This is a genomic window from Rhizobium leguminosarum bv. viciae, assembly GCF_012276115.1.
Classification (GTDB): Bacteria; Pseudomonadota; Alphaproteobacteria; order Rhizobiales; family Rhizobiaceae; genus Rhizobium; species Rhizobium leguminosarum_T.
The window spans coordinates 42,883-60,795 of the sequence record NZ_WIEU01000020.1 but is presented as its reverse complement, the minus strand read 5'-3'; the positions used below and the strand labels follow the sequence as shown (position 1 = coordinate 60,795).

Here is a 17,913-nt window from a genome sequence, read left to right as displayed (position 1 = left end):
TATCTTGTTGAAATTATTGCACGCGGAGTCTTGCGATTAAATGCAAAACGACAAGTGCATATCATGACAGACCGTGCTTCAATTTCGCGACTAGTTGTGTCGCTACGGAATCTCCTATGCGCTTTGTTGGACCCTCGAGCTACAAGAAGACCTACGGACGGCTTTGGGGCGTGGGAGTAAGTAGTAGGACGCCCGGCCGCGCTAGACCCCGCTACAGCAGGAACAGGCAGGTTTTGTGCAGGATCAGGCATTGTGCCAACTCTCACGAGTTTTCTATCGTCGCATGGTTGTTTTGAGTGCAAGCGGATCAGGCACCTGGGCACGACTGATACTGGCTCTTCCAAGGCGATGAACATACGGAGTCGCGTGAGATACATTTTCGAAAGCTCGCAATTACATCACGAATTTTTAAGCACAAGCAGGAGATCTACATGACACCCGAAGAATTCCGGCAGAGAGGTCATGAAATCATTGACTGGCTCGCGGACTATCATGCGAAGATATCTAACTATCCGGTCCAACCTGGGACACGGCCGGGTGATGTCAAAGCGATGCTTCCTGCCGTACCGCCGGCAGAAGCTGAGGGTTTTGACCAGATAATCGCTGATCTCGACAAGGTCGTTCTTCCGAATATTTCGCATTGGCAACACCCACGGTTCTTTGGCTACTTCCCCTCTAACTCCCTTGGCTCGGGTATTCTGGGCGATCTGGTGAGCAGTGGCCTGGGGGTGCTAGGTTTATCCTGGCAGTCATCGCCCGCGGTGACTGAGATCGAGGAGGTTACGGTCGACTGGTTCAGGCAAATGGTTGGTCTATCGTCGGCGTGGTTTGGCGTTATCAACGACACGGCATCAACGAGCACTTTGGTCGCTTTGCTTTGTGCTCGGGAGAGGACGACAAGATTTTCTCTTGCGCGGCGCGGCCTGCAAGCTGAACACCGGCCACTCACAATCTACACGTCGGCGAGCGCCCATTCGTCGGTGGAAAAAGCGGCACTGCTGGCGGGATTCGGTCGTGAGAATGTCCGCATGGTTGATACCGACCCCAATTTCGCGATGCATCCTTCGGCGCTCGAGCATGCCATCGCCGCGGATATCCGCTCCGGATCCACTCCCTGTGCGATCGTCGCGGCCGTCGGTGGGACCGCCACCGTGTCCATCGATCCGTTATCCAGCGTCGCTGACATCGCACGCAGACACGGCTTGTGGCTCCACGTTGATGCAGCCATGGCCGGAAACGCGATGATCCTGCCGGAGTTGCGTTGGATGTGGGACGGTATCGAGGACGCAGACAGCGTGGTTATAAACGCGCACAAGTGGCTGGGAGTCCCTTTTGATTGCTCGCTCTATTTCGTCCGAGACGAGCCTCATCTGCTTCGGGTGATGTCTGCCGATCCGAGCTTCCTTCAATCGAGTGCCGACGAAAAAGTGCGTAACCTACGCAACACCGGTATTCCCTTGGGACGAAGGTTCAGGGCTTTGAAACTGTGGTTCGCCATACGCGAACAGGGCGTATCAGGGTTGCAAGCCAGGTTGCGGCGAGACATTAGCCTGGCTCAGGATCTTCGGTCGAAGGTGGAAGCCACCCCTGATTGGGAGATTATCGTGCCCGTCGTTCTGCAGACCGTCTGTATTGTTTATCGGCCGAAGTCTGTGGCGTCCGACCGTCTCGATGATTTCACTCGCGCCTGGGCGCACGCGGTCAATACCTCGGGCCAGGCCTATATCACGCCGGCAACGGCGGCCGGGCATTGGATGGTCCGCGTCTCGATCGGCACAATAACGACGGCTGCGAGCGATATAGAAATGGTCTGGCAGGCGATACAGGAAGCGGCTGCCGCACTCGTCCCGGAATTTTCGTGAACGGCCGGAGAGGTGGTGGCATTGGCGGAACCCTCGGGACGAATGAGCTTTTTACGGATGATAACTTCGACGGGGTTAGCCAACCTCCTGCCGTTTGTAGCCACACCGCCCGCATCAGGCGATCCCGAGCAGCAGCAATTCGCCATCACGGGGAGCTCCTCTGGATTTGGCACGCATGTATTCGGCTCGGTTGTCTCGACTTTCGGCCCGGTCTTGCGGATATCTTGCGCTGCTCCGTCCCGCCGTGACGGACTCCGATGACTTGTCTCATTATCGGGTGCCGCCCGAGACGCCTTCCCAAAGAGTTACAAGCGAAACGAGGATCAGAAGCAGGCCTGCGGCCCGCCCGACCCAGATCGTTGCAGTACCGTTGCCAACGAGAACTTCTCGCGCCCGACCCGCAGCCACAGACAGTCCGCCATAGACGAATAAGAGAGTTGCGGCTGTCATCGCAGCCATGACCGCAGCCTGTGGCGCAAGCGGGCCGAAATCAGGACGCAGAAACTGCGGGTAGACTGCCAGCATGAACAGATACGCCTTCGGATTCATCAGGCAGGATACGATGCCGCGGCGAAACGCCTCCCCATTCGAGCGGGCATCTGTCGCGCGGACTTGGTCGACGGTGATCGAACTCCGCATCAGAGTGAACCCTATCCAGGCCATATAAAGCGCACCGACGATCAGAAGCGGCCGAAACAGCACAGGCATGAGGCTGGCAAAGAGGCCGACGCCCAGAGCCGCAAATAGGGAATGCACGAGGCTGCCAACGATGATACCGGCCGTGGCGAAAAGACCCGCGGATCGACCATGTGTCAGCGCGTTTGCCAGTACGAAAATCATATCCACGCCTGGAACGATGACAATGCCGAATAGAAGTGAAAAGAAAAGCCAAAGATTTTCAGTATATGTCATATCTATCCTCTGATAAACTTGCCGTTTTAGAAATACATTCGTCGGAAAAACGACGATAGGCCATGGGACTGGCACAAAACTATCACTGCGTATTCTTAAAGCGATCATCGATCGTTGCGGCGTGCCCGCTGTTTGCGCTTCTTGACGCGATGATGGCTGATAGGCGTCGATTTGGCTGAACAGCGGTACTCGTCGTTCGAAGAGCAGGTGGGTGATAGAGACCAGGTGCAGCGTTTTGGTATCGGGACCGCATACCCTGACGGGCGAGCCCACGACGATTTAAGTTCCGCGCGTGGCTTCGAGCCTCGTGAGCTCCCGGAGGATATCGTCCCTGTCCTGATCGACATGCGGCGGCGCCCGATCAAAGCGAACCGGAGTTGCAGACATCTTCAGCGGATTGCCGAGGAGGCGGACGGTTTGTCCGTCTACGGTTTCCATGGTCATCACCATTTCGCGCGCCAAGGTATGCGGATTGGCCACGACCTGATCGATCGTGGCGACCCGGCCTGCGGGGATTTCGGCAGCGACAAGCCGCTGCTCCCAGCGTTCGGCGGTATCGGCTTTTAGGGCCTCGGTCACAAGCGGGTCCAGTGCATCGATATTTACAACGCGATCACGGTTATGGCGAAACCGCTCGTCGTCCGCCAGATCAGGACGGCCGATCGCCGTACAGAAGCGGGCGAACTGCCGATCGTTTCCGACTGCGATGGCGATGTCTCCAGCAGCCGTTGCGAAGGTCTGGTAGGGAGCGATGTTGGGATGCCGGTTGCCGATCCGCCCTGGCACCTTTCCCGAAACCAGATGGTTCGTCGCGGCATTGATAAGCCAGGCAACTTGGCTGTCATAAAGCGCCAGATCGATATACTGGCCTTCGCCCGTGCGGTCGCGATGGCGGAGAGCGGCGAGGATGCCGACGGTCGCATACATGCCGCACATCACGTCGGCGATGCCAAGGCCGACCTTGAGGGGCCGGCCACCGGCCGTATCGCTTTCGCCAGTGATGCTCATGATGCCGCCCATCGCCTGGACGAGAAAATCATAGCCGGTTCTCTCGGCATAGGGTCCGATCTGGCCGAAACCGGATATCGCACACCAGACGATATCCGGCTTGATCTTGCGAATATCCTCATAGCCGAGTCCGCGGCGGTCAAGATCGCCCGGCTTGTAGTTTTCGATCACCACGTCCGAGACAGCCGCCAGTCGCTCGACAAGCGCAACCCCTTCATCGCTGGCGAGATCGATGGCTATCGATCGCTTGTTGCGGTTGGCCGACAGGAAATACGCGCTGAGATCACTGTCGCCACCGTCGGCATCCGGCACGAAGGGCGGCCCCCAACTGCGGGTGTCGTCGCCAATATCAGGCCGCTCGACCTTGATGACATCGGCACCGAGATCGGCGAGCAGCTGCGTGCAGGTTGGTCCAGCGAGAATCCGCGACAGGTCGAGAATACGCAGACCTTCGAGACTGGCGGGTTTTTGATGGTCGGACATTCGGGATTCTCACGATTTCCAGGGGGAACTCTTGAACCAGCGTACGAGATAGGCGGTTCCTACAAGCACGCCGAAGCCAATCAGGTTTCCAATTGCCTCTGCAGAAGTGGTGCGACCGGCATGATCGAGCGCGATACCGATCGGCTGGGCAATCACGATACCGGTGATGAAGACGGCGAGCGATTGCTGGCCAACCACCGTCAGAACGCGCACGGCAGGGCCGCGCAGCCGGGAGCCTTTCTTACCGACGAGATGTACGGCGATGTAGCAGAGCGCCATGAAATGAACGAAGCGCAGCAGGCCGAAATCGGTCTTGTCGGTGAGGGGGAAAAGCGTGGTAGCGGCCATTTGGAAGGCTGGATGCGCATCGTGGAACCGTACCCAGGCAAAAGGCACAGTCAGGATCACGACGGCAATCGCGAGCGCCATCAACCTGCGATCGAAGCCGGGAGCTGGAAGGCTGCCGCGCATCAGGAAGAAACCAGTGAAAAACAGCAACTGCCATCCTAAGGGGTTAAAGAACCACGGACGATCCGACCAGGGCTCGGCGGGCAGCCCCGTGAAGCCGAACTGCGTCGCCAGCCACAACGCTGTCATGAGCGCAAACGGCAGGAATCGCTGAATTTTCGACGCGAAGACCATCATCGGCATCAGCGCCAGGATGACGATGTACATCGGCAGGATATCGAAATAATTCGGCACGTAAGTCAGCGTCAGCAAACCGACGAGGAGGTTGCCGGGGTCCTCCATGAAGGGCACGAGGTTCAGGCTGTCGACATAGGTGACGCCGTCATAACGGGTTCCGGCAACAACCATGATGGCGGCGACGACGATAAAGACAGCAATATGGGCCCAGAAGATCTGCCAGATCCGCTGTGCAACGCGGGCGATGAGGACAAGTGCGCCGCTGCGGTCGAAGGTCGAGCCGAAGGCGATGGCCGAGGCCATTCCCGACTGGAAGACGAACATTTCCGTGGCGTCGGAAAAACCGAAGCGCGCCGGAATCCACAGCGCCCATCCGTTGTTTGGGATATGGGCCAAAAGAATAATCAGCATGCCGACACCACGGAAAAAGTCGAGCCGCGGATCACGGGGGCGCTTGACCTTCTGAGGGGCTGAACCTGTCGCTTGGTTGGCCTCAGAAGGCGCCGTCGTAGGCGCTTGCATCGAATTTGCAGGCGATGAGGGTGAAGCCTTCGCGCTCGCGGGCTGCCTCAAGCTCGTTACGGAAGTCATCACAATTCTCCACATTGAAACCATAACCGCCGAAACCTCGCGCGACGGCGGCAAAGTCAGTTTCGCCGAGCGTGACGCCGGCCGGTTTCAGACCGGCGGATGCCTGCTTCAGAGCAATCAACGCCAGGCTGCGATCCTGAAAAAGCACGATGGTGATAGGCAGATTAAGATCGCGTAGCGTAGCCAGTTCGCCGATTCCCATCTCAAGACCGCCGTCGCCCATCACGGCGAAAACCGGACGTGATGGATCGGCGACCTTGGCGCCGATCGCAAGCGGCAAGGCGGCGTTCATGGTGCAAAAGCCCGCCGATTGCAGCAATGACATGGCCCGTGGCGCAACCCATTTCTGCGACAGGAGAATGCGATGCGCTCCGCTGTCGACGGTGACGATTGCTTCCTGACCGGCGACGGCATTGAGGGCCTCGATTATTGCGTGCGGTCCCCAACTGCCATTGCTTGCGAATAAACGGGCAAGTTCGTTTTTCACGGCGGCGGGTTGGCCAGCCGTCCAGGTCTTAGGCCCCGCGTGAATATCGGCCAGCGCCTGTAGAAACGAGCAAGGTGCAGCCTGGATTCTGGTTCCGGCATGATGCATGCCGTGGTCCGGGGCAGTATCGAAAATCTCCACTAGCTTTGCTGGATCTCCGACGAAATCCAGCCAGCCGAGCCGCATTTCGATTGGGTCATACCCAATTGACAGGACCAGATCAGAATCCCGGACCAGGTTCAGAAGAATTTGATCCGCCAGCGGCGACAATCCGGCGGCGCCAAGCGACAGAGGGTGGTTCTCGGGGATGATGCCCTTGGCCTTATAGGTTGTGATAACCGGTGCGCCAATTTTTTCGACCAGGTGCTGAAGTGCCGGACCGGCATGATCTCGCACGGCGTCAAGACCAGCGATAAAAAGCGGTCGTTGCGCCCGGCCAATCCTCTCGGCAAGTGTATGAACGGCCGGATCCGTCATTGTTACCGAGGGTTTCAGAAGCTTCGGAGGCGAAATGACATTCAAGGTTGGCGAGACCGCGGCAGCCGTCGCCGGAGACAGGTCGAGATGGACGGGACCCATCGGCTCCGTCATGGCAAGCGCGAGTGCACGAGCGACCGCGGAGGCAGCGCTCTCAGGCTCGATTTCGAAAGAAGCCTTGACCAGCGGTCGCAGCAACTGCGCATGGTCGATCACCTGATGGGTGTAACGCGCGCGGGTCGGACGGTCGACAATGCCGGATATGACGATCAAGGGGACGCGCTCCTGGGCAGCATCGGCGATGCCGTTGACCGCATTGGCAAGGCCCGGGCCCACGGTCGTCACGAGAAGTTCCGGGTTTTGCGTCATCGCGCTCGCGCCTGCCGCCATGATCGCTGCCGCGGTTTCGTGGCGTGCAAGGTGAAAGGCGATGCCTGAGGCCTCCAGGCCGTCTATCAGCGTGACCACTTCTCCGCCCGGCATGCCGAAAGCATGACGGACGCCATGGGCATGAAGCGTCCTGGCGACGATGTCGGCAACTCTCGGCGTTACGAAGCTTTCGGTGGTCACGATCAATCTCTCGAATCTGGTGAAGTGGGCTGTGCTCAGCGTTCACTGGAAAAACCTTGCACAGTTAGAAAACCTGCCCGGTGGCTCACGGACCGGGCAGGCCTAGTCCCACAACGGGTCTAGCGTTCCAGGCGGCGGACGACGAACGCGACAACCGTACCAAACAGCATGTGGCCGATCAGAGATGCCCAGGTGAGAGTGACAAAACCGAGAAATGCCGGTTGGCCGCCAAACAGGTGTGCCATGACGTAAAGGGCGAAGATCCAAAGACCGATGCCGAAGCCGATACCCGTCAATAGTAATGGCAGCTTGGGGATGATCAGCCGCTGCAACGGCCGGGCGATGAACAGGTAGCCGATCGGATAAAAAACGATGCCCACGATCGCGTGGATCGCTTCGGCCAGCAACAAATTGTTGAACCCGAACACCGATTGAACGAGAGCAGCGGGCTCCAGTGGTCCGCCAACCCACAGTGGCGTGATCAGCCGTGCCCAGATTTCCCAGGTAATATTGGCGGCAAGGCCGGAAATAATAATCGTCCGGCCGAGGCTCGGTTGAATTTCAGGGAAGACGCTTGTCTTTTGCATTTCCATCATGGACATCGTGTTTTTCCTTTCTTTGAGGTGAGATCAGGCGGATAAACTCATGCCAACCGAATGTTCGATGGATTTGAATAATCGGTCGTCGGCCTTCAGCCGCTGGCGAATCTGGCCGATACGCGAAACACCGACATTGTTGCCGTCGGTCGCCATCGCCCTGGCGAGCGCGAGGACGAAAAAGTCGCGCTGTGCGTTGCTGCCGCCGATCTTCGGCAGGTTCGCCACCATGCGTTCGAGCATGTAGCGGTCCGCTGGAGCATGGAGACCCGTGAGAACGCGCGCCATCGGTACACCGATCTCGGCGGCGACGCGGCCCTGGTCATCCGCGCCAAGCGCCTTGGCTTCTATATGCGATACAAGCTCCACAGCCCCATCGCGGTCGCCAACGGCAACCATGGCGGCAAGATTATGCAGAGCTGCAAAAATCAAGGTCGTGTCCGCCTTTCGACGATGGGCTATTTCTGCCAGATCGGTCCAGCGATCACCGACATGAGCTCCCGATTGCTCCATCCGCCACAGGAGCGAGACAGCATTCGCCATGTCTCGGAAATCGTCGGTTTGCTGTGGGCGAACGTCGTCGTCGTAGATCTGCAGCACCCGATCATGATCGCCGCGTTCCAGGTGTAGCAGACCGAGATGCCAGGCCATATGGAAGGAGAAATTGTTGCAGCGCGACCAGGCCTTGCGGTTCGCCTCGAGCCAGTCAATGCCTTCTTCCGTATCGCCACGCATCTCGAAGACATGCGAGACGGCGTGAAGGCCCCAGGAATCATCGGGCTGCAGAGTAACCGCAAGCTGTCCCGCGGCAAGCGCCTCGGCATACCGACCATGCTCTTCAAGCGAAAACGCGTGGCAACCAAGAATAAAGCCCTTCGCCGTCGTGCTGGTGTCAAGGCGGGCGACTGCACGCGTGCTGGCCCGTAGCATGCCGCGGGCATCTCCAAGCATGAAACGCAGAGCCTGCGAAATCTTAAAGGGCAGGAACGTCACCGACCGATCCTCAAAACCATCGTCGAGAATATCCGTCGCACGCGAAAACGAGCCTTCGACGGCGGCCTCCAGTGCTTTCACAAGGGTGCGCTCGTCACCGGTTCCTCCGTCTCTGACCACCAGCGCTGCCTGCGCATCAACAAGTGCCTTGGCAGCCGGTTCGTAGAGCTCCGACCGCGCCAATATCAGATTTGCAAAGCCCTTCAGCGCATGGCCGGCAACATGATGGGGGTCGGCTGCCAAAGTTGACTGGATGGCTACACCAGTACTTGGCCGATGCGCTGCCAGACCAAAGACGGCATTCTCGAATGCTCGTTGTGCCTCGTTGCTGTCAGTGCTGGTCATGAGACCGTAAGCATCGCGCTTCATTCGTTTGCTCCTTCAGGAGGACGCCGATCGGAACCTTCGAGATCCCATTACCCTTCGTCCGACAGAGACCTTTACGGTCGCGTCAGGTGGTTCGTTACAGCCGGTCCCGAATTTTTTCGCAGCAACAGCAAAATTTCCTGGCGTCGCATAGCGGGCGGGAATTTTTTAAGAACGTGTGTAACAAAACCATGTGCTGCCGCGAATTACGGGCGAGCCTTTGCAGGCGGCCTCAACTCGAAAGGGCGGGACCATCATGAGTGAAGCAACAGGAACAAGCACCGTTGTCATGGTTACGGGTGCAGCAGGAAACCTTGGAAGCGCCGTCGTCAGGGAGCTTGCGGCGAACGGTGCGCGGCTCGTCTGCGTTGAGCACAATTCGGAAGCCTTGGAAAAATTGGCAGATAGCCTGCCCGACAGCAGCGAAATCCTGCTGATCGGCGGCATGGATCTCGCCGATTTGACGTCATGCCAGGAAGCGGTTCAAAAAACGCTCGCGAGATTTGGCCGGCTCGATGCGCTCGCCAATACCGTCGGCGGCTTCCAGACAGGACCGGTCGACGAGACGGGCGTGCACCAGTGGGACCAGTTGTTTCAGATGAACGCCAGAACGGCTTATGCAATTAGTGCGGCGGTCCTGAAACCGATGCAGCAGGCAGGCTACGGCCGCATCGTCCATGTCGCGGCAGCGCCGGGACTAAAGGCCGGCGCCAATCAAGCCGCCTATGCCGCATCGAAAGCGGCGGTGATCCGGCTTACGGAAGCGATCGCCGCGGAAAACCGCGACAAGCGCATTACCGCCAACTGTATTTTGCCGGGCACGATCGACACACCGCAAAACCGGTCGGCGATGCCGAATGCGAAGACGAACAGCTGGGTTCAGCCGACGGATATCGCCAAGCTTATCGGGTTCCTGATTTCGCCTGCAGCAGGCATCGTCACCGGTGCGGCCATACCGGCGACCGGCCGCATCTGAGGGTCCCATGGTTTCGATCTCCGATCCCGTCTCCGCAGGATTGATGCTTTGGGCCGGCATCGGTCTTGCCGTCGCCGCCGCCTTTCTGCTGTTCGGATTCGACAAGGTCGATCCGGGAGCACGTGGCGCCTATGCAGTCCGGCCGCTCCTTATCCCCGGGCTCGTTCTTCTCTGGCCGCTGGTCGTCTGGCGGTGGACCAAACTTTCCAGGGGAGAGTCCTAGCATGCAGCGCCGTCACCGTCGCGCTCACACAGTGATCTGGACAGGCCTTGCAGTCGTTATCCCGATCATGCTTGTCGTCATCTTCGCGAGCGTCCCGAAACTGCCGGCCGATGCGCCGGCTGTGCGCCTTGATGCCACTGCAGCACAGGGGGATAAGCAACCGTGAGCGTGTCCTACAAGCCGGTCATCTGGAACAAGACCAAGATCATCTATGACGCGGTCATGCTGGCCGGGATCTTCATCTACATCCTCATTTTCCTGCGGCTGGGCCCAGTCATGTCCTCTGCGCTGCGGGATACCGACCTGCCGATCCAGCGGATGCGCGCCTTCGGGTCTCTGGCCCTGTTGATGCTGACCATCGTCCTCGCAATCGGGCCACTGGCGCGGATCGATGCCCGTTTCGTTCCGCTCCTCTACAATCGCCGCCATTTTGGCGTGATGACCGCGATCATCGCAGCCACGCACGCCTACTATGTGCTCGGATGGTATTTCTCCTTTAGTCCAACACCACAGCTCACGGCGCTCTTCACCAGCAATACCAGCTTCACGAGCATCGCCGGCTTTCCTTTCGAACTCTTCGGCGTCTTCGCGCTCGTCATTCTGGCGGTCCTTGCAGTAACGAGCCACGATTTCTGGCTTTCCTTCCTGACGCCGCCGGTGTGGAAGGCGATCCACATGAGCGTCTACTTCGCCTACGCTGCGGTCATCCTGCATGTGGCGCTCGGCGCTCTGATCGATCGCCGGGATCTTGCTTTGGCATTTTTGTCGCTCGGCGGATTGGCGACACTGTGCGTCCTGCACCTTGTCGCAGGTCGACGGGAGACATCGGCTGACGCGGCCGCGGCGCGAAAGGCCACCGAGGCGCCTTGGGTGATCGTCGGCGATGTCAGCGAGATTGCCGAAGGCAGGGCGATCATCGGGGTGGCACCGGGCGGCGAGCGCATCGCCGTCTTCCGTTCAAAGGGTGGTCTTTCAGCCGTATCCAATATCTGCTCGCACCAGAACGGCCCCATCGGCGAAGGCAAGGTCGTCATCGGCTTTATCACCTGCCCCTGGCATGGCTATCAGTATCGCCCCGAGGACGGTTGTTCGCCACCGCCGTTCCGGGAGCGGATCCGTAAATATCGCCTTCGCCTGGAGGGATCGAGCATTCTGGTTGATCCGGAACCTTTGCCTCTTGGCACAAAGCTGGAGCCGTTGGCCATGCCCGCGGAGTTGCTTCCCGCGGCTGCCGCGCCGAAGAATGGAGGAACGGTTTGATGCTGAGGCCCGTCGAACGCGGATTTTTTGTCGGTTACTTCAAGAAAGTCCCAGCCGATGTCAGGGTGCTGATGATCGGGTTCATCATGTTCTTCATTGCCGCTATGGCGACGACTTCGGCGTTGCTGTCCCTGAATACCGAAAGTCCAGGCGCGGGCAGCTATGCCGACGAGCTCTCCGGCGAGCATTTGATCGGCACCATGGAGGTAAAGCCCTATCCGATTCTTCGTGTTCCCTTCGACGGCAAAAAGCCCGCGCGCGCTGTCATGCTGGCGGGCTCGGGCAAGTTCGGGGTGGACGACAGGGCGCTGACACTTGCGGGCAAAACCGCACAGGCCGGTGGCATCTTCGTTAAGCGTGGAGACCTGGTCATGCTGCTGATCGGCGGCGAAGACGACCTAAAAGCAGCCGATCCGCACATGCCGGCCCTGCCGGTCACGTCCGTGCCGGACAATCTCGGTCGGTGGCGTTTGACGGGCGAGATCTGCGATGGAAAATGCAGTGCTGGCGCCATGAAGCCGGGGACGGGCCTCGCGCACAAGGCCTGCGCCAATCTGTGTATTTCTGGAGGTGTTCCACCCGTCTTCGTTTCCACTGCACCCGTGGACGGCCACATCTTCTTTCTTCTCGCCTCCAAGGACGGGGGACCGATGCCGGCGGCCTTGCTCGACAAGACCGGTTTACCGGTGGTGCTTGAAGGTAATATCGAACGCCGCGACGATCTGCTGATTTTCAAGATCGACAGTTTCCGCGAGGTGGCGGGAGCATGACCCAGAAAGGGAGAGGCTTCTGGCGCCATCTGTTCGGTCTATTGCTGGCGCTGATTGCTACCATCATGATCGTCCTCGCATGGCAGTATGGTCTGGACTATCTGAGCGGCACCCCGTTCGAAGAACTGCGCTACGTGATCTTCGGGGTTGCCGTTATCGGACTGCTCTCCGCCCTTAACAGCCTGACGCTGAGGCTGATGAAGTAGAAAGCAGACAAAGGTTGAACCACACAGGGTTGAGTTTTAGACCGTATGTTCTAAAATAGATCGGCGATAGCCCTGGGCAGTCGCCCGTTCGATCCATGTTCTGGGAGACAGGATGTATGGCCAGACCTAGAGAATTTGATGAAGAAAAAATATTGCTGCTGGCTGTAGAGCGGTTTTGGGAACACGGCTACGAGGCAACGTCAATCCGCGATCTGGCCCAGGCAATCGGGCTGACCACCGCAAGCATCTACAATGCCTTTGGCGACAAGCACGCATTTTATCGCAAAGCGCTCGATTTCTATGTCGAACGGAGCTTCGGCGACCGTGTCGGCCGGTTTGAGACGAAGCCGCCGCGTGAGGCGATCGGCGCATTTTTCAACGAAATTATTGAGCGGTCGTTGAGCGATACAAAGCGGAAAGGCTGCATGCTGGTCAATTCCGCGCTCGAGGTAGCACCACATGATGATGAGTTTCAGCGGGTGGTGGCTCAAGTCCTGGTGCGGGTTGAGGCTTTCTTCAGGCGCTGCGTCGAAAGAGGCCAGAAAGATGGATCGATCAATCGTTGCCAAAAAGCATCGGACATGGCCGGCACGCTCCTCGGCACACTGCTTGGTATTCGTGTGCTAGCGCGCACGCGTCCAGAAAGAGACCTTCTGGAAGGTCTTATCCGGCCCGTTTTTGCACTGCTGGAACCCCAATCACAGTCATACAATCTTATCTCATGATCGATGACATGAACGTTCAAACGCTTGCACGTTTCGGCCCGATATCCCACACGCAAAAAAATCCGGCTGGTCTCTGTAACAATTGCACGAGAACCGCCGAAGAAGGATATGTCGGATGAAAGATCTGGCGCGTGAAAAGGAATGGGCATCCTGGCTGCGTTCCGCGATTGCGGGCGACAGCCATGCCTATCACAAATTCCTGACGGCCCTCACACCACATTTACGGGTGATGGCGCGGAAGCGTTGTGACCAGTTCGGTGCGCCGGCCAGCGAGGCTGAGGACGTGGTTCAGGAAGTGCTGCTTACTATCCATCTCAAGCGGGGGACATGGGATCCGTCACGGCCTTTGGGGCCATGGCTATCGGCAATCGTTCGCAACAAGGTGGTCGATAGCCTGCGGCGCCGTGGCAGTCAGTCAGTACCACTCGAGGACGTCGTTGCTACACTTAAAGCAGACGAACGCATCGCAGCCTCCGATCGCATCGATATCGAACAGATTTTGGGCAAGCTCAAGGATCCGCAACGAACGATCGTTCAATCGATATCGATTGAAGGGTCGAGTGTTCGGGAAACCGCCGATCGGCTGGAAATGACAGAGGTGGCGGTACGTGTTTCCCTGCATAGGGCATTGAAGGGGTTGGCTGCTCTCTATTCGGGGCGGGTGACATGAAAACTGATGAGTTGATCGAACTGCTCGTGCAGGATACCCCGGTTCGACTGAATCTTGATCATGCCCTGATGCATGCTGCCACTGCCGCTACATTGATCGCCGCCATTTTGTTCTTCGCGGTCATCGGCTTGCGTGCGGACTTCGTCACGGCCATCGAGACCGGCCGCTTCCTGTTCAAATTCGTGATCACGGGATCTCTCAGCTTGACCGGTGGGATGGTCATGTTCCGGATTGGAAGACCGGGCGTCCCGGTTCGGTTGACGGCATTGGGCTTAACGGTTCCAGCTCTGTTGATGAGTGCAGCGGCGATCTTTGAACTGTTGGTCATGCCGTCGGAGACATGGGTGACGCGCATGATCGGGCGCAATTCCAGCCTCTGCCTGACGATTATCCCTTTCTTATCGGTGGGTCCTCTTGCCTGTTTTCTCTACGCGCTTCGATCCGCCGCCCCCACCCGACCCGCGGTCGCCGGAGCTGTTGCCGGGCTCGTAGCGGCAGGGATTGCGGCGACATTCTACGCAGCCAATTGCGATGACGACAGCCCGCTCTTTGTAATGCTGTGGTATCCGATTGCCATTTCGATAGTTGCCGGAACCGGTGCTTTGCTTGGCCACAGACTGTTGCGCTGGTAGGTCACGATGGTGAAACCGACATACTTCGTGGCTGGTGAGAGTGGCCAATGGCAGGTCGAGGCAACGCGCACCATTATTGGCAAGGGTCTGGATGTTGCGCCTCGTCTTAGTGTCATGGACACCGATCAGGGCATATTACCCGATTCGGCGGCCTGGGTTCTGCGCGGAACAGCCGGCAGCGCGCGATACACGACCCGTGTCGAACTCGATCAGCTTGGAGAACGCCAACCACCGTTGGGCCGCGCAACGGCCTGGCTTGCGGTCTTGATCCCGATCCGCAAGTCGGATCTTTGGTGGTCTCTTGCGCAGGACGAACGCCGTGCCATCATTCAGGAGAGGTCGGCGCATTTTCAGATTGGAATGGACTATTTGCCTGCGGTCGCTCGACGCCTCTATCACAGCCGTGATCTTGGCGAGCCTTTCGATTTTCTCACCTGGTTCGAATTCGCGGAGGAAAGTGCCTCTCAATTTGAGGCCATGCTCTTTCGATTGCGTGCGACCGAAGAATGGCGTTATGTCGAACGTGAGGTCGAGATCCGCTTGCGGATATGGCAAGATGAATAATGTTGTCAAAACAGCCAATCTTTGCACAACGAAACGGGACGGTTCTCATCGGACCAGCCGCAAACGGAGTACTTGAGTGAACACGGAAGACCTGATCAATCTGATATCAGAGGACACACGGCGGCCCGTCAACCTCTCGAGGGCGCTTGCTCTGGCGACAGCTGCTGGCGCATTGGTAGCGGGATTGGTGTTCTTTTCGGTCCTGGGTGTTCGACCTGATTTTGCTCAAGCCATCCTGACTGCGCGCTTCGCATTCAAGTTCATTGCCACCTTGGCGCTGTTTTTTGTGGCGGCATCGCTGATGGAGAGCCTTATTCGTCCAGGAGAGAGCGCAACGGCTCGGCGCTGGTTACTGCTGCTGGCACCAGCGCTGTTGATCGCCGCCGCCACCATCGAGATGATCGTCACCCCGGCCGATCTTTGGGGAACCAGACTGTTGGGCCACAATGCGTTGCATTGCCTGACGGTTATCCCGATCCTCTCATTGGCGCCGACCGTGTTCCTCTTTCTGGTGATGCGCCATGGTGCGCCGGATCACCCCGGTCAGGCTGGGGCAATCGCGGCATTGGCTTCCGCCGGTATTGCCGCTACGCTTTACGCCTCCAATTGCCCCGACGACAGTCCGTTGTTCGTCGCAACCTGGTATCCAATCGCCATACTCATTGTGGCCGTTGCGGGCTATTTTGCAGGCCGACGCTTTCTAAGGTGGTAGTTGCGACGAAGCAGTTGCAATGCCAGGCCCTATCCGTCCGGCGAAAGTCGATGGCGGCGAAAGTGTGGCGGATCTGTCTGACGGTACTTTTTTTGCAATCAAGGCCTTTGAGATCCAATGTGAAAGCTGCCCTTCACGTGGCTCTTCCGCGCGAACGGTCCTTTGGCTGGAGCCCTACAAACCACCCATGATCAGTTTCCCGACCGCGAACTCGCTCGCGAAATAACCGCTGTACTTGGGTAAACTGTCTGCCATGTCCATCACACGACGGTGATAGAAGATGTCCATCCGTACCGGCGGCAGCCGGGTTTCCGGGCCGAAGTTGCTGGTCGGAATAAACATCACCTTGAGTGGCCCCGCCCCCATAACCTCTACGACGGGATTGCCGCAAGTGCGGCAGAGCCCGCGATCGAAGTTCGGCAGTGAACGATACTTCTTGAACGAGATATTATCGGCACCTTTCAGTGTCACATCCTTGGCGCGAACAGCGACAACATCGGCGAACAGTTTGCCGTTGAACGCCTGGCAGATCAGGCAGTGGCACCGGAACCTGGCTTTCGGCGAGGTATGCACCTCGAACGAGCAAGCGCCGCATTCGCATGCGCCGCGTAGCCGCGACGACGTGTCGGTGGTCATGTGCTGATACTCCTGAGCTTGATTTGATGACGGCATGCTGATCACCGGAGCATCATTTTGAGGATGATATCGATCGGCTGTCTGAACGGGGCATGGAGCAGGTTGGAGAGGTTCCAATGGCCCTGCTCATAGATCCCCTTGGCATGGCTGAGGGTGCGGAAGCCTTCGATGCCATGGTATGCGCCCATGCCGCTGGCCCCGACGCCGCCGAAGGGCAAGTCATCCTGAGCGATGTGCATGATCGTGCCGTTCACGGTGACGTTGCCTGAGGTTGTTCGGCTCAGCACCATGCGTCGGTCTTCATCATCGGCACCGAAGTAGTAGAGCGCGAGCGGCCGGGGCCGGGCGTTGACGTAGGCGATCGCTTCTTCAACGTCGCTGTAGGGAAAAATCGGTAGGACCGGGCCGAAGATTTCCTCGTGAGCGATGCGCATGTCGTCTGTGACGCCAAGCACCACGGTTGGCGCCAGCGTGTTGGGGCGACGGGATGCATCGCCGGGCCGGTTGCCGACCTCGATGATCCGCGCTCCTTTGGAGCGAGCATCGTCGATAAGGCTCCGGAGCCGGGAATAGTGCCGCTCGTTGATGATCGAGGTGAAGTGTTCACTCGTCGGACCGTCAGCATAAAGGGACGCCACTTTCCGGTCATACGCCTTGACGAATGCGTCAACCTCGCTTTCGTGGACCAGTGCGAAGTCCGGGGCAATGCAGGTTTGTCCGGCGCTGAGCAGCTTCCCGTAGGCAATTGACGCCGCCGCCTGGTCGAGGGTGTGGCCCTTGGCGACGATGACCGGTGATTTGCCCCCGAGTTCGAGGGTAACCGGAACGAGGTTCTCGCTTGCGGCCTTCATCACCGATCGCCCTACTGCGGTGCTCCCGGTGAAGACAAGATGGTCAAACGGGAGGGCAGTGAATGCCGCCCCCACGGCCGCATCGCCCGTGACGACCGCGAACTGATCTTCGGAGAAGATCTCGCCGAACATTTTTGCGAGCAGCGCATTGGTGACGGGCGTGAACTCCGAGGGTTTCAGCATCACCCGGTTTCCGGCGGCGATGGCGGTCGCGACCGGCATCAGCGCGAGGTTCACCGGATAGTTCCACGGCGACATCACGCCGACGACGCCAAGCGGCTGATATTCAATGCGGGCCTTGCCCATCCGCATGTGCAGAGCAACGTGGCGGCGGGTCGGCGTCATGAATTTGCGAAGGTTGCGGATCAGATACTTTGTACCCTCGGCGACCCCTCCAACCTCCATGATCGCCGTCTCGTACCTCGATCGATGCCCGAAATCGGCATTGATGGCATCTTCGATCGCTTTGCGGTGCCCGATGAGCGCGGCCCTCAACTTGGCCAGATCAGCGCGTCGCTGCGCCAGCGAAGGCGCTCCCTCGCGCAGGAAGGCAGCGCGCTGGCCTGCGAGGAGACTGCCCAGCCGATTAGCCTCGGTGACATTTGCGGTTGCGTTCATGGTCCGCTCCAATGTAGACAAGAGAAACTTATGCCCTTGACATAGGCGCTTAAGTAGTCACTGTCAACAATGCAATCACA

The 17,913-nt window shown here is 58.6% G+C and carries 20 protein-coding genes and 1 pseudogene; 12 read left to right on the top strand and 9 right to left on the bottom strand.

Annotated elements, in window-relative coordinates; translation table 11 throughout:
* The first annotated feature begins 431 nt into the window (after positions 1 to 431).
* Entirely contained in the window at positions 432 to 1,862 is a 1,431-nt protein-coding gene (locus GFM02_RS27175; protein ID WP_168323346.1) for a pyridoxal phosphate-dependent decarboxylase family protein, read from the top strand.
* 270 nt (positions 1,863 to 2,132) lie between these two features.
* Here the strand turns inward: GFM02_RS27175 and GFM02_RS27170 are convergent, their stop codons facing one another.
* From GFM02_RS27170 to GFM02_RS27145, 7 genes and pseudogenes are all read right to left on the bottom strand, one after another.
* Positions 2,133 to 2,774, bottom strand: coding sequence for a LysE family translocator (locus GFM02_RS27170; protein WP_020052535.1), 642 nt, complete (start codon positions 2,772 to 2,774; stop codon positions 2,133 to 2,135).
* A gap of 279 nt (positions 2,775 to 3,053) precedes the next feature.
* Positions 3,054 to 4,265 carry a CaiB/BaiF CoA transferase family protein gene (locus tag GFM02_RS27165; protein WP_168323345.1) on the bottom strand — a complete coding sequence of 404 codons (1,212 nt, stop codon included), beginning with the start codon at positions 4,263 to 4,265 and terminating at the stop codon, positions 3,054 to 3,056.
* 9 nt (positions 4,266 to 4,274) lie between these two features.
* Positions 4,275 to 5,432 carry an OpgC family protein gene (locus GFM02_RS27160; RefSeq protein WP_020052533.1) on the bottom strand — a complete coding sequence of 386 codons (1,158 nt, stop codon included), beginning with the start codon at positions 5,430 to 5,432 and terminating at the stop codon, positions 4,275 to 4,277.
* Positions 5,404 to 6,681 carry a thiamine pyrophosphate-binding protein gene (locus GFM02_RS27155; protein WP_348643997.1) on the bottom strand — a complete coding sequence of 426 codons (1,278 nt, stop codon included), beginning with the start codon at positions 6,679 to 6,681 and terminating at the stop codon, positions 5,404 to 5,406. Before GFM02_RS27155 ends, GFM02_RS27160 begins: the two co-directional genes overlap by 29 nt.
* Positions 6,682 to 6,723: 42 nt before the next feature.
* Positions 6,724 to 6,948 (bottom strand): annotated as a pseudogene (locus GFM02_RS35620) (thiamine pyrophosphate-binding protein); the annotation flags it as partial.
* 206 nt (positions 6,949 to 7,154) lie between these two features.
* Entirely contained in the window at positions 7,155 to 7,637 is a 483-nt protein-coding gene (locus GFM02_RS27150) for a hypothetical protein (protein WP_168267899.1), read from the bottom strand.
* A gap of 27 nt (positions 7,638 to 7,664) precedes the next feature.
* Positions 7,665 to 8,993: a tetratricopeptide repeat protein gene (locus GFM02_RS27145; RefSeq protein WP_168323343.1), complete on the bottom strand. Its 1,329-nt coding sequence runs from the start codon at positions 8,991 to 8,993 to the stop codon at positions 7,665 to 7,667.
* A gap of 253 nt (positions 8,994 to 9,246) precedes the next feature.
* Between GFM02_RS27145 and GFM02_RS27140 the strand changes: the two genes are divergently transcribed.
* The 11 genes from GFM02_RS27140 to GFM02_RS27090 all read left to right on the top strand — a co-directional run bounded on the left by GFM02_RS27140 (position 9,247) and on the right by GFM02_RS27090 (position 15,728).
* Positions 9,247 to 9,966, top strand: coding sequence for an SDR family NAD(P)-dependent oxidoreductase (locus tag GFM02_RS27140; protein WP_032999299.1), 720 nt, complete (start codon positions 9,247 to 9,249; stop codon positions 9,964 to 9,966).
* Positions 9,967 to 9,973: 7 nt separating this feature from the next.
* Positions 9,974 to 10,189 carry a hypothetical protein gene (locus tag GFM02_RS27135; RefSeq protein ID WP_168267902.1) on the top strand — a complete coding sequence of 72 codons (216 nt, stop codon included), beginning with the start codon at positions 9,974 to 9,976 and terminating at the stop codon, positions 10,187 to 10,189.
* Position 10,190: 1 nt separating this feature from the next.
* Positions 10,191 to 10,355, top strand: coding sequence for a hypothetical protein (locus GFM02_RS27130; RefSeq protein WP_168306317.1), 165 nt, complete (start codon positions 10,191 to 10,193; stop codon positions 10,353 to 10,355).
* Positions 10,352 to 11,449 (top strand): Rieske 2Fe-2S domain-containing protein, encoded by a 1,098-nt coding sequence (locus GFM02_RS27125; RefSeq protein ID WP_168323342.1) that lies wholly within the window; start codon positions 10,352 to 10,354, stop codon positions 11,447 to 11,449. Before GFM02_RS27130 ends, GFM02_RS27125 begins: the two co-directional genes overlap by 4 nt.
* Positions 11,449 to 12,219 carry a hypothetical protein gene (locus GFM02_RS27120; RefSeq protein WP_168323341.1) on the top strand — a complete coding sequence of 257 codons (771 nt, stop codon included), beginning with the start codon at positions 11,449 to 11,451 and terminating at the stop codon, positions 12,217 to 12,219. Before GFM02_RS27125 ends, GFM02_RS27120 begins: the two co-directional genes overlap by 1 nt.
* Positions 12,216 to 12,425 carry a hypothetical protein gene (locus GFM02_RS27115; protein ID WP_131639964.1) on the top strand — a complete coding sequence of 70 codons (210 nt, stop codon included), beginning with the start codon at positions 12,216 to 12,218 and terminating at the stop codon, positions 12,423 to 12,425. Before GFM02_RS27120 ends, GFM02_RS27115 begins: the two co-directional genes overlap by 4 nt.
* Positions 12,426 to 12,541: 116 nt before the next feature.
* Positions 12,542 to 13,150: a TetR/AcrR family transcriptional regulator gene (locus GFM02_RS27110; RefSeq protein ID WP_026265548.1), complete on the top strand. Its 609-nt coding sequence runs from the start codon at positions 12,542 to 12,544 to the stop codon at positions 13,148 to 13,150.
* Between the two features lie 115 nt (positions 13,151 to 13,265).
* Entirely contained in the window at positions 13,266 to 13,820 is a 555-nt protein-coding gene (locus tag GFM02_RS27105; protein WP_025398402.1) for a sigma-70 family RNA polymerase sigma factor, read from the top strand.
* Entirely contained in the window at positions 13,817 to 14,452 is a 636-nt protein-coding gene (locus tag GFM02_RS27100) for an NrsF family protein (RefSeq protein ID WP_020052521.1), read from the top strand. Before GFM02_RS27105 ends, GFM02_RS27100 begins: the two co-directional genes overlap by 4 nt.
* Positions 14,453 to 14,458: 6 nt before the next feature.
* Entirely contained in the window at positions 14,459 to 15,016 is a 558-nt protein-coding gene (locus GFM02_RS27095) for a chlorite dismutase family protein (protein ID WP_246792404.1), read from the top strand.
* A gap of 76 nt (positions 15,017 to 15,092) precedes the next feature.
* Positions 15,093 to 15,728: an NrsF family protein gene (locus GFM02_RS27090; protein ID WP_168323340.1), complete on the top strand. Its 636-nt coding sequence runs from the start codon at positions 15,093 to 15,095 to the stop codon at positions 15,726 to 15,728.
* A 174-nt stretch (positions 15,729 to 15,902) separates the two neighbouring features.
* Here GFM02_RS27090 and GFM02_RS27085 read toward each other — a convergent pair whose 3' ends face one another.
* Both GFM02_RS27085 and GFM02_RS27080 read right to left on the bottom strand, forming a co-directional pair.
* On the bottom strand, positions 15,903 to 16,364 hold the full coding sequence (locus GFM02_RS27085; RefSeq protein ID WP_168323339.1) for a GFA family protein: 462 nt from the start codon (positions 16,362 to 16,364) through the stop codon (positions 15,903 to 15,905).
* Between the two features lie 41 nt (positions 16,365 to 16,405).
* Positions 16,406 to 17,833: a coniferyl aldehyde dehydrogenase gene (locus GFM02_RS27080; protein WP_168267912.1), complete on the bottom strand. Its 1,428-nt coding sequence runs from the start codon at positions 17,831 to 17,833 to the stop codon at positions 16,406 to 16,408.
* Positions 17,834 to 17,913: the final 80 nt, after the last annotated feature.

Coding starts and splice junctions, on each gene's coding strand:
- GFM02_RS27175 (WP_168323346.1), top strand. CDS start 432: ATGACACCCGAAGAATTCCGGCAGAGAGGTCATGAAATCATTGACTGG.
- GFM02_RS27170 (WP_020052535.1), bottom strand. CDS start 2,774: ATGACATATACTGAAAATCTTTGGCTTTTCTTTTCACTTCTATTCGGC.
- GFM02_RS27165 (WP_168323345.1), bottom strand. CDS start 4,265: ATGTCCGACCATCAAAAACCCGCCAGTCTCGAAGGTCTGCGTATTCTC.
- GFM02_RS27160 (WP_020052533.1), bottom strand. CDS start 5,432: ATGCAAGCGCCTACGACGGCGCCTTCTGAGGCCAACCAAGCGACAGGT.
- GFM02_RS27150 (WP_168267899.1), bottom strand. CDS start 7,637: ATGTCCATGATGGAAATGCAAAAGACAAGCGTCTTCCCTGAAATTCAA.
- GFM02_RS27145 (WP_168323343.1), bottom strand. CDS start 8,993: ATGAAGCGCGATGCTTACGGTCTCATGACCAGCACTGACAGCAACGAG.
- GFM02_RS27140 (WP_032999299.1), top strand. CDS start 9,247: ATGAGTGAAGCAACAGGAACAAGCACCGTTGTCATGGTTACGGGTGCA.
- GFM02_RS27135 (WP_168267902.1), top strand. CDS start 9,974: ATGGTTTCGATCTCCGATCCCGTCTCCGCAGGATTGATGCTTTGGGCC.
- GFM02_RS27130 (WP_168306317.1), top strand. CDS start 10,191: ATGCAGCGCCGTCACCGTCGCGCTCACACAGTGATCTGGACAGGCCTT.
- GFM02_RS27120 (WP_168323341.1), top strand. CDS start 11,449: ATGCTGAGGCCCGTCGAACGCGGATTTTTTGTCGGTTACTTCAAGAAA.
- GFM02_RS27115 (WP_131639964.1), top strand. CDS start 12,216: ATGACCCAGAAAGGGAGAGGCTTCTGGCGCCATCTGTTCGGTCTATTG.
- GFM02_RS27110 (WP_026265548.1), top strand. CDS start 12,542: ATGGCCAGACCTAGAGAATTTGATGAAGAAAAAATATTGCTGCTGGCT.
- GFM02_RS27105 (WP_025398402.1), top strand. CDS start 13,266: ATGAAAGATCTGGCGCGTGAAAAGGAATGGGCATCCTGGCTGCGTTCC.
- GFM02_RS27100 (WP_020052521.1), top strand. CDS start 13,817: ATGAAAACTGATGAGTTGATCGAACTGCTCGTGCAGGATACCCCGGTT.
- GFM02_RS27095 (WP_246792404.1), top strand. CDS start 14,459: ATGGTGAAACCGACATACTTCGTGGCTGGTGAGAGTGGCCAATGGCAG.
- GFM02_RS27085 (WP_168323339.1), bottom strand. CDS start 16,364: ATGACCACCGACACGTCGTCGCGGCTACGCGGCGCATGCGAATGCGGC.
- GFM02_RS27080 (WP_168267912.1), bottom strand. CDS start 17,833: ATGAACGCAACCGCAAATGTCACCGAGGCTAATCGGCTGGGCAGTCTC.